The organism is Candidatus Eisenbacteria bacterium (assembly GCA_018831195.1).
Classification (GTDB): domain Bacteria; phylum Eisenbacteria; class RBG-16-71-46; order CAIMUX01; family JAHJDP01; genus JAHJDP01.
Map to the genome: position 1 here is coordinate 1 of JAHJDP010000081.1, position 9688 is coordinate 9688.

Below are 9688 nucleotides of genomic sequence, written 5' to 3' on the forward strand. Positions count from 1 at the left end.
AGTTCGCCACCAACACCTCCATCGGTCGGCTGACGCTCAACATGCTCTTTAGCTTCGCCCAGTTCGAACGGGAGATCATCTCCGAGCGGACAAGTGACAAAATGTCTGCGGCCCGGCGAAAGGGGAAATGGATCGGCGGCATCCCGGTTCTGGGATATGACATTGATCCCGCGGGTGGGCGACTGGTGGTGAACGAGGATGAGGCCGCGAGGGTTCGTGCGATCTTTGATCTTTATCTGGAGAAGGAATCGCTGCTTGAGACCGTGCGGGAGTTGAACCGGCGGCGGTGTACGACGAAGCGATGGACCACGAAGAAGGGCCAGGAGCGTGGTGGTGTGCCATTCGAAAAGGGCAATTTCTCCCGCATGATCACCAACATGATTTACATCGGCAACATTCAGCATCGCGGATCGGTCTATCCGGGTGAGCATGAGGCGATTATCGACGAGAAGGTCTGGCAACGGGTGCAAAGGATTCTCGGTCGCAATGGCACCGCTGGCGGACGTGTTTCTCGGAACAAGTACAACGCTCTGTTGCGGGGGATCCTCTGGTGTTCGCCCTGCGAGACCGCGATGTACCACACCTATACGAACAAAGGTGATCGGAGATATCGTTATTATGTCTGCGGTCAGGCTCAGAAGAATGGGCGGGACAGCTGCCCAACGAAATCCATCCCCGCGGGCGAGATCGAGCGGTTCGTGGTCGAGCAGATTAAGGGCATCGGAGCCGATCCGAAGCTCCAGGAAAAAGTGTTGGAAACGATCCGGGCAAATGTAAAGGGGCAACTCGATGAACTCGACCGCGAGCGGCGGACAATCGCCAAGGACCTGAAGCGGGGTCCACCGAGGTCAAACGACTTGTGGGCTCGGCTGCCAATGCCCGACGTCAGGAATCAGCAATAGCCAAGCTCGGGGATCTTCAGGAGCGCATCGAGGCCGCTGAGGGGCGACTCGGTGAGATCAATAAGCGAAAGGCCGAGCTGGAGAGTAGCCGGGTTGACGAGAAAGAAATGAATGATGCCCTGGAGAGTTTCGTACCTATATGGGACACCCTCTCACCACGGGAGCAAGCCCGGGTCGTCCAACTTCTCGTGGAGCGGGTGGCCTACGACGGGGAGACGCTCGCCATCACGTTTCGACCGACGGGGATCAAAGCGCTCTCACAGGAGGGGGCACCATGAGCGGGAAGGCACGCCCGGAGACAGCGACGGCCTTGTCAGCCGGCCCGACCCTGGAGTTCAAAGTCCACTTTCGGAACGGTGACAGAGGGCGTCGACGGTTGAAGAGGGGAGCCCGGGTATCATCGACAGAAGCCAATCCCGGCCGGATCCCGAGGATCTCGCGACTGATGGCCCTGGCTCTTCATTTCGATGATCTAATCCGGAAGGGTGTCGTCAAGGACTATTCGGATCTGGCCCGGCTGGGGGGTGTATCTAGGGCGAGGATCAGCCAGATCATGGATCTGCTAAATTTATCACCGGATATTCAAGAAGAAATACTATTCCTCCCGCGAACAACCCACAGGCGTGATCGAGTAACCGAACGCCAAATCAGAAATGTCGTGGCCGAAATTGGCTGGGAAAGTCAATGGGAGCTTTGGGTGAAGCATCGCGACAAGCTTTAGTGCCCGTAGCCTTCAATGTTCTTTCTTAGACTTTGTCTTTTTCTTGGGATCGAACCATGGCCAAAAATACTTGGGCATGATTAGTTTTTCCACCGTGCGTTTAAAATCTCGATGAAAGCACTGACGGTGGATGTATGCAAGATCGGGATGTGCCTTGTTCCATAAATGCATCAATTCCCGCCAGGATGGTGTTGGGTCATTTCTGTGGCGAAGCTCAGAAACTTCGTCTACCAGGGTAAGATTTCGTATACTAAAAAGGTGACTTTGACAATCATTCGATTGTTGTTGGAGATACCGATAGGCATTCATGAGAGTTTTGGGTGACACCCAAGACTCGACAGTAATTCGTAACCGAAGGCGACGATGATCTTGACGCCATATACCGACCGGCTCAATTTCTATCGGGCTTGATTGGGGTGGTTCTTCGGTCAGTATATACCAAGTTGCTTCTTCTTCCCTCCATCCAAATGTTTCAGTTAGTTTTATACTCGTTTCACGCAAAACAGCAAACACTGAACCCGGGACCACCGAGGTTGAGTTGCCGCGATGAAATCCTCGCTTGGAGGGCAAAGGAGTGAATCGATTTCCTAAAATTGAAAGTTTGGGTGATTGTTTGTCGCCTAAGCGCAACCACTGTTCTACAGTATAAGGGAGTTTTAGGTCATTGCCTTTCCATTCGATTTCAAGAAATGAATTATTGCGTGTATACATTGGGCTGTATTGACCATTCTTATAATAGACAAACCAAGATTCGTGACCAGATAATGGTATTTTGTGTTTTTTGAAAAACAATAAATTATAAAGGCGAGGGGCCTCCGAATCCAGAAGAATACCGGCTTGTTTTTTAGTTAACCTTTTTTCCCCAAGGTAGTCTTTCCAGAAGCAGCATACTTCAGGCGTGTTGGCAGCGAGTCGTCCTATGAAATTGGAAGTAACCTGAGCTCTTAGACGTTCCGCTTCTGGAATTGAAAATTGATCTTCTAACTTCCTATAAGGATGTTTCTTCCTCCCGGCTTGCCCCCCTCGAATAAGATCACTCAGTTTTCGGGCTGCGCGGAGCAGATCGTCTGGGCCCTCGGGTTCAAGGTCAGTCACGATTGGATAGATATACCCCGACTCATCAAGATATGACCATAGGCTGTCTGATACCGGGCGCCTAAGTTCCTTCTCAAGCCATTCTCGGACTTCGGCATATGTTTTGGGCCGTTTCATCTGTATCCTCCATATGTATTCCATGAGGATACGCTAATAGTCTTATATAGGACAAGACAAAAGTGAATAAGTTTTATGCGGAGGATCTCCATGAATGACAAGCAATTGCTCCGGCCAGCCGACATCGCCCCGCTGCTCGGTGTGACTACGGGCAGGGTTTACCAGCTAATAGATGCTGGAGTCATCCCAGCGACCAAAATGGGTGGGTCGATTCGAATACCGCGAGAAGCATGGGAGCTTTGGCTTCAGGGCCAATCCGATGTGGCCCTGGATTCAATCAAGGTGAATCGGCCTGGTCAGCAGCCCCAGGACCAGATTCCTAAAGAAAACGACCCTTCATTGCACTCGCGGGGAGGCTCATACCAATGAAGCTGAAGGCCACGAAGAAAGCACTATGGCCCTCGCAGAGGAGCTTCCTCACGTTGCTTCAGTCTATCAATTTCGGCCGAATCGAAAATTTACGCATACATAATGGACAACCACAGCTAATACCCAAACCACGGGTCTTACGGTCTGTCAGAATTGGCGGTCTTGTGGGGCCAAGGCCCGAAGTTAAAATGGATGATTTCGCATTAAAGTCTCAGATCGTCGAGATGTTCGAACATTTTAACCAGATAGGGGATGGCACGATTGCACGTCTCGACATAAAGGATGGCTTGCCATGCCATTTGGTAATTGAGGAATCAGATCGAGGAGGTGAATGAATGCAGGGAGCGAATAATGTTGACGTTAGCCCTCGTTTTAAGAAGTCGAGATCGCTGGACAAGAGATTAAAACTGTTTGTCTGGGGCGATTCGGGAACCGGGAAGACAACTCTCGCACTCCAATTTCCCAACCCGGCCGTCATCGATCTTGAAGGCAGTGCGGATCTCTATGGCGGCCTCTTCGACTTTGATGTCCTGCGCGCCAGTACAGCGGATGAGGCCATGACCGCGGTTCAGTGGCTGGCGAGCCACCAACATGAATACCGCACCCTTGTCATCGATCCGGTATCCGTTTATTGGGATGCGCTGCAGAAAAAGTGGTCGGATATATTTCTGCGCCGGAACAAGGGTTCGAAGGGGTACCGTTTTGAGTTTTACGACCTGCAGGTGCGGGATTGGATGACCATAAAAGCGGAGTTCAAGGATTTCATCCGCAGGATAATAGCACTCGATATGAACGTCATCGTCACGGCTCGCCAAAAGACTCAGTACGCCGACGGAGCATTTATGAAGGCAATCGGGGAAACATTCGACGGGGAGAAGTCCCTACCCTACCTCTTTGACACAATCCTACGCCTGTATCGTGACGAGAAGGGCCGGTTTCTGGGGGAGTGCATCAAGGATCGATCCCAGAAGCTGCCCCTCGGAGAGTTTGAGTTGTCATATGAGGTTCTGCAGAAGGCGTTTGGGATTGGGACTTTAAACCAAGCTGCTAAGCCGGGCGAGATCGTTGCGTAGCCAAGGACGCCGTGAGATTGACAAGCTGGAAAATGTAATAGTCGAAGTATCAAAAGGAAACACAAAACAGGAGGATTGAAATGCCAAGAATAAATTTCAGCAATGTTGATGATGCTCAGAACTTCAAACCCTTACCTGAGGGTGTATATCACTGCCGAGTGATCGATGTCAAAGAATCATCAACCCTACATGGGGATGATATGTGGAAGTTGTGGTTCGAGGTTGCGAGCGGTGATTACCAAGGTCGCAGAATATTCGACAATTTGGTCTTCAGTGATCGGGCTATGCCACGGGTAAAACACATCTGCTCAAAGCTGGGTGTTGACGTCACTGGCGAAGTTAACATGACACCGGCATTGCTGATTGACCGGGAGGCGATGGTATCGGTTATAGAAGCCGATTACGTCGATGAGGGTGGGAATACCAAGACAAGCAATCGGGTTCTATTCGCGGGTTATGAAGCGGTCGAGCCGCCCAGCAATGATGAAGACGGGGAAGTGTCGTTCCCCTGATGGATAAGCCAATAATCGCCATCGATACGCGGGAGCGGCTTCCTTATGACTTTCCGCTCTCGCAGATCAAGACATTGAAGACCGGTGACTACTCGATCATCGGGTTGGAGGATCGCGTGGCCGTGGAGCGAAAGACAACAGCGGATGCATTTTCGTCACTCGGACGATATCGGTCGCGGTTTCGCGCTGAGGTGGAGAGGCTTAGTAATTACGGCTACGCGGCGATTGTAGTCGAAGCGAGTATACCAGATCTCCTGAAGCCCCCTCCGTTCTCACGAATGAACCCGAAGGCGGTGATAAATTCCTTGCTGGGCTGGTCGGTTCGCTACGGGGTGAACATAATTTTCGCCGGGGACCGGCAGTATGGCAATGCCATTACAAGAACCTTGTTGGAGAAATACTGGAAGTACTACGGGGATGAAGTAAATGACCGAATCAGCTGATGCCTGGAAAGGATATAAAGAGGCAATACTCGAACGGATCGATTTTCAGGACCTGTTCGTGGACTTAAAACAGGCGCGATCGTCGGGGGATGGCTGGATATCCGCTTTATGTCCATTCCACGCCGATACCTCGCCGTCATTCGGTTTTAACCCCCAGACGGGGCAATGGTGTTGCCATGCGGGATGCGGGAAAGGAAGTGCTTTTGACTTCCTGATGCACACATCCGGCAAAGACTTCAAATCGACACTCATTGAACTCGGGGATCGTCTTGGCGTACCGAGACCGTCATCGGCGGATAGCACACGCCCACCGATCGATGAAGGTCTTATTAATCAATGGGCGACATATCTTAGGGAGACCGAGACTGCAGGGCGATGTCTGCGTGAGCAGCGGGGACTCACACAAGATACTATTAGGCGATACCAGATTGGCTGGGATCCCAAGCGTCAACGCTACACGATCCCGGTTCGTGATGAACGGGGGAAGGTCGTAAATATCCGGCTCTACTCGACCTCTGAGAAGCCCAAAATCATCAATTATACGGACGCCAAACACAAATACGGGTCACCAGCACGTCTATATGGGCTAAAAGAAATGGCCAACGACACAGGTGACCAAGTAGTCCTCTGCGAGGGTGAGTGGGACCGGCTCATTCTTCAACAGGAAGGCTTCATGGCTGTGACCGGGACGCATGGTGCCACCACCTTTCGCCCGGAGTGGGCATCTTTGTTCAAGGACAAGGATGTGGTCATTATCTATGACTGCGATACCGAAGGTCGAGCCGCCGTTCAGAACATTGTCCTGAAAGCACTCAAAGAATCAGAAGCGAGATCGATCAAGAACGTGATACTACCTCTTTCCGGCGAGAAAAACGATAAGGATGTAACAGATTTCTTTATGAAAGGGGGACATACGGCGACGGATCTCCAGAAGATCATCGATGATACGCCAGTTCACAGTTTTAAGATCGAGGAAGAGCCAGAGGATGTTTTCGATCTACAATCATTCACGGAAATTGAGCGTGCCGACCTGATCGACAAGAAAGTTCGGTGCGATATCACCGTATGTGGTGAAACATCTGAAGCTTTTCATGCCGCAGAGGAGTTTAAGATCTCGCACTGCGGCAAGATGGAAGCCGGGACCTGTTTCGAGTGTGGTGGTCGCGGTGAGCCGATACGAATTCCGCGATCCTCACAGGAATACATCGGATCCTGCATGTCACCCAACACTCATGTGACGGCCATGCTCCGTGAATATGCATGCAAATACGGTCAGCGATGCAAAATTGAGGTTCTTAAATGTACGACCGTAAAAGAGTTCTTTTGCCACCAGAAAACCTGTCGCATTTCGCAGACTCATGATGAGAACGGAAACGTCGTCCAAACCATTGATGGGAAGATGCAAGAACTCATGGAAAAGAAGGTCTATTTCTTGTCCAGCAATCACCCGAAACCAGGAAATTACAGAGCTACCGGCTGGGTTAAGAGCCATCCTAAAACTCAGCAGGTGACGTTCCTGATCGACACCCTGGAGCCTCTTGAGGATGACTACGAAAGTTTTAGGATAGAGGAGAACCTCGATAGCCTCAGGGGCTTTCGGTCCCTATCTTGGCCGGACAAGATCAAGGAAATGAGCGAGAACGTCACGCGTGTCTACAACCGCGACGAAATCCTAGTCGCCATCCTTCTGACCTACTGCTCCCCTCGATGGATTCCCTTCAACGGCGAGATCATCCGTGGTTGGTTGATCACCGTCGTCATCGGAGATTCAGGATCGGGCAAAACCCAAACCCACCAACGCATCGCTGAGTTCGCGAAGATCGGTGACTGTTTTTCCGGATTGACCGGCTCGCGGACGGGATTGGCTTATGCCCTGGTTGATCACAAACAGAAGGGCTGGCATGTGCGGATCGGACGTTATCCGGCCAACTCCCGGCGTATCCTGACTGTCGATGAGGCGCAATACCTGCCCGAAGAGGATCTCAGGACTATTTCCAAGGGGATGGACGAAGGATTCCTGCAAATCGATCGCGTGCAATCGAAGGGTTACGAGTCGCAAACACGGTTGATCATGATAGCCAATCCCAAAAGAGACCAGATCATGGATGAGTTTGCGTTCGGCTGTCAGTCTCTAAAAACCATTTTCCCACCGACGATTATCCGGCGGACTGACATCGCGGTCTTCGCAAACTCCGGAGACTTGAGCGACCTGTCCGTTATTAATCGCCGACATTCTAGTGTGGAGACGGGTCGGGTCACGCCGGAAATGCTGCGCGCCATCATCTATTGGGCATGGAACCTTAAACCGGAGCAGATCATTTTTACGTCACAGGCTGAGGCGGAGTGTTTGGAACAGGCGCAAGGACTTGCGGAGGTGTACCACCATGCGGTGGATGTTCCCCTAGTCGCATTATCCGATATTCGCAAAAAGCTGGCGCGCTTGGCAGCCGCATTTGCTGTTCTAGATGTTTCGGGGGATGAACATTTCACACGACTGGTTATTGAACCCCAACATGTCAGAGCAGCGAAGAAGTTCCTACATGGACTCTATTCTCACGACAACTGCGCGTTGAATGACTACTCCCAAATCTGTCGGATGGGCAGTGAATTATATGACTACGAGGAGATCGAGGCGGAGTTCTTAAGACGGCGGGATGGGGAACGGCATGCTGGTGAGAATGGTTCCGGAAATCTCGCAAAGATTATTTTCACACTGCACACAACGAAAGCCATCCGGCGGGAGGATCTTGCCGAGCAGGCCAACTGCAGTGTCGATACCGTCAAGCGGATCATCCAAGTGCTGAAACGTTTCACCCTGCTCGACAGCACAAGGGATGGTTATGTGAAGAAACCGAAATTCAACAAGTTCCTCCGGCGGTTTCTCAAGGCGCATCCAGACTTCTTTGAAGAAGTTAGGGGTGCAAGTTTAACTTTAACTGGGACAGAGGATTAGACCGAAATGGGGCCTAACCTGCACCTGAAAACGACCAATGCAATGCTACCCGATAACCTAGCTCTGGGCTTGTTTGTAGGGTTGGAACGAATGAGGCCATTGCAGGTGCAGGTTGACCCCAATATCGGCGTAATTGCTTGTTACACATAACGATAAACCTGCACCCCTAAGGATCTAATTATGAAAATACGTGAGTTATTGGGTGATGATAGCGGTCCCGTAGTCAGGGACGATGACCTGAGGGATGGCAACGGAGATATCGTCCTATGGCAGAAATGGTTTGTTTTAAAAGCAGGTGTTCTGGGTGGTGAACTCGTTTTGGTCGTCTCGGAGGAAAAATACTTGGAGGAGGCTCGGTCCAAACACCCTGGCTTAGTCGTCTATTTCCCTCGTGAGGTTAAGGAGTTGTTGCTGCGCAGAACGACTCCCATGTTCTCCCGGCGGGTGCACATGATCAAGAAAGTGCTGGACGGAGTGATTGTTCCGTGGAATCGCCTTGGATGAGAGGGAAGAGGAGCGTTGAGATGCAACGACCAACCCCCGGATCGGATGTCCGAGGGCGATCGGCAGCTCCTCTGGATCCGCTGGCGGCTCGCTCAGGAGATGCCTTCTTCGAGGATTTTCTTCACGGTATCGAGATCCCCTCGGGCTGTCGCCAGCACGACACCCTTGACGAACTTGGACGCCTTGGCGGATCCGGCGACCCGGTGGATCAGATCGCGTTCGGCGCGGGTCAACCTAAAGGCGAACACGACGAGTGGTTCGGTGACGTTCGGCTTCGGGGCGGGTTCGGGCTTGGTAGCCTTCGGGGCCGACTCCGGTTCGATCACCTTAGGTGTGGTCTCGGCCGTCTTGGGGGCCTGCTTGGCGTCCTTCGCTTTCTGCTCCGATTGGGTCTTCTTCGTGTCCTTCTTTGTGGCTGGTTTGGTCTGCTTCCTAGCCATGATCATTTCTCCTTCTGGTTATGGGTTCGTCCTGGTCATCTTGTCCAGCGCCGGTTTGATGCCTGCCTCTCCGTCGTCGCAGGAGAGCAGTTCTTCAATTTCTGTGGCCCAGTGCAAGAAGTCGTACCGGCCACCGGCGATCGTGTTGTCCGACATCTCAGCAGCCTCGCGCATGAGCCCAGCAGCCTTGGCGAGCAGGTCGGCGGCTTGTTTGGCTTTCTTCGTGGCCTTCGCGTTCGTCCGGTTCATGTTCCCCCTCCTTATGGGCCAGGCCCCATCGCCCGGCGCATTGGTAACAACGCTTCCAACCCGAGAGAAGTCAAGTTAGCGGGAGCATTAAAATGACGAGAAACAAAAGATTAACGCTGTGGTCCGCGCTGCCGCCGTACCTGGGTGGAAAGCGACGGCTTTGTCCCCTGATCTTCCGTGAAGTGGACCGGATCCTGCCACGGCGGTGCTGGTCTGGTTTGACATTCTTGGACGGATTCATGGGTGGCGGATCGGTCTCGCTCTATGCCAAAGCGCAGGGTTTCAGGGTGGTTTCGGTGGATATCGCCGA

At 52.2% G+C, this 9688-nt stretch carries 13 protein-coding genes; 10 read left to right on the plus strand and 3 right to left on the minus strand.

Annotated features, from left to right (window positions below; translation table 11 throughout):
* From KJ970_13820 to KJ970_13830, 3 genes are all read left to right on the plus strand, one after another.
* A partial coding sequence (locus KJ970_13820) for a recombinase family protein (protein MBU2691993.1) occupies nt 1-902 on the plus strand: 902 nt, incomplete at its 5' end.
* On the plus strand, nt 860-1180 hold the full coding sequence (locus KJ970_13825) for a hypothetical protein (protein MBU2691994.1): 321 nt from the start codon (nt 860-862) through the stop codon (nt 1178-1180). The genes KJ970_13820 and KJ970_13825, both read left to right, overlap by 43 nt.
* Entirely contained in the window at nt 1177-1623 is a 447-nt protein-coding gene (locus KJ970_13830) for a hypothetical protein (protein ID MBU2691995.1), read from the plus strand. The genes KJ970_13825 and KJ970_13830 overlap by 4 nt, the downstream gene beginning before the upstream one ends.
* 12 nt (nt 1624-1635) lie before the next feature.
* Here KJ970_13830 and KJ970_13835 read toward each other — a convergent pair whose 3' ends face one another.
* Complete coding sequence (locus tag KJ970_13835; protein MBU2691996.1) at nt 1636-2835, minus strand: hypothetical protein; 1200 nt, start codon at nt 2833-2835, stop codon at nt 1636-1638.
* A 90-nt stretch (nt 2836-2925) separates the two neighbouring features.
* Here KJ970_13835 and KJ970_13840 point away from each other — a divergent pair, with 90 nt between their 5' ends.
* The 6 genes from KJ970_13840 (at nt 2926) to KJ970_13865 (ending at nt 8689) form a co-directional block, all read left to right on the plus strand.
* Nucleotides 2926-3204 (plus strand): helix-turn-helix domain-containing protein, encoded by a 279-nt coding sequence (locus KJ970_13840; protein ID MBU2691997.1) that lies wholly within the window; start codon nt 2926-2928, stop codon nt 3202-3204.
* A 335-nt stretch (nt 3205-3539) separates the two neighbouring features.
* Nucleotides 3540-4277 (plus strand): ATP-binding protein, encoded by a 738-nt coding sequence (locus KJ970_13845; protein ID MBU2691998.1) that lies wholly within the window; start codon nt 3540-3542, stop codon nt 4275-4277.
* 80 nt (nt 4278-4357) lie between these two features.
* Nucleotides 4358-4789, plus strand: coding sequence for a DUF669 domain-containing protein (locus KJ970_13850; protein MBU2691999.1), 432 nt, complete (start codon nt 4358-4360; stop codon nt 4787-4789).
* Nucleotides 4789-5232: a hypothetical protein gene (locus KJ970_13855; GenBank protein MBU2692000.1), complete on the plus strand. Its 444-nt coding sequence runs from the start codon at nt 4789-4791 to the stop codon at nt 5230-5232. The genes KJ970_13850 and KJ970_13855 overlap by 1 nt, the downstream gene beginning before the upstream one ends.
* The gene (locus KJ970_13860) at nt 5216-8185 is read left to right on the plus strand and encodes a hypothetical protein (protein ID MBU2692001.1); all 2970 of its coding nucleotides are present in this window, start codon (nt 5216-5218) and stop codon (nt 8183-8185) included. The genes KJ970_13855 and KJ970_13860 overlap by 17 nt, the downstream gene beginning before the upstream one ends.
* A 180-nt stretch (nt 8186-8365) precedes the next feature.
* Nucleotides 8366-8689 carry a hypothetical protein gene (locus KJ970_13865; GenBank protein MBU2692002.1) on the plus strand — a complete coding sequence of 108 codons (324 nt, stop codon included), beginning with the start codon at nt 8366-8368 and terminating at the stop codon, nt 8687-8689.
* Nucleotides 8690-8781: 92 nt separating this feature from the next.
* Here the strand turns inward: KJ970_13865 and KJ970_13870 are convergent, their stop codons facing one another.
* A complete protein-coding gene (locus KJ970_13870) occupies nt 8782-9129 on the minus strand; it encodes a hypothetical protein (GenBank protein ID MBU2692003.1) in 348 nt (115 codons plus the stop codon).
* Between the two features lie 18 nt (nt 9130-9147).
* Complete coding sequence (locus KJ970_13875) at nt 9148-9378, minus strand: hypothetical protein (GenBank protein MBU2692004.1); 231 nt, start codon at nt 9376-9378, stop codon at nt 9148-9150.
* A 92-nt stretch (nt 9379-9470) separates the two neighbouring features.
* Between KJ970_13875 and KJ970_13880 the strand changes: the two genes are divergently transcribed.
* The coding region (locus KJ970_13880; protein ID MBU2692005.1) for a DNA adenine methylase at nt 9471-9688 on the plus strand (218 nt) is incomplete at its 3' end.